The sequence below is a fragment of the Pollutimonas rozaliensis genome (assembly GCF_048751585.1).
In the GTDB taxonomy this organism is placed as follows: domain Bacteria; phylum Pseudomonadota; class Gammaproteobacteria; order Burkholderiales; family Burkholderiaceae_B.
This window is the reverse complement of record NZ_JAZHOB010000085.1, coordinates 1-277: the sequence shown is the minus strand read 5'-3', so window position 1 is coordinate 277 and position 277 is coordinate 1. Positions and strand designations below refer to the sequence as shown.

The 277-nt window shown below is 49.1% G+C and carries 1 protein-coding gene; it reads right to left on the bottom strand.

Translation table 11 applies throughout. From position 1 onward, the window contains the following. Nucleotides 1-277: methyl-accepting chemotaxis protein (locus V0R37_RS22075; RefSeq protein ID WP_420376554.1), on the bottom strand; the 277-nt coding region annotated here is incomplete at both ends.

Genomic DNA, 277 nt, shown 5'->3' with positions numbered 1-277 from the left:
GGCTCGTTTAGTCGTTTCTTGGAGCGTATCAATGGTCGATTTTATCTCTTCGGTTGAGGTATGAGTGCGCTGTGATAATACTCGAACTTCATCAGCAACCACCGCAAAACCTCGCCCTTGATCGCCTGCTCGCGCCGCTTCAATCGCGGCATTTAACGCCAATAGGTTCGTTTGTTCAGCAATGCCTTGAATGGTCGCTAACACGGTGGAGATTTCTTGTGCGTGTTGATTAAGGGCTGAAATAACCGAGCTGGCTTGCGTCACCTCTTTAGCAAGA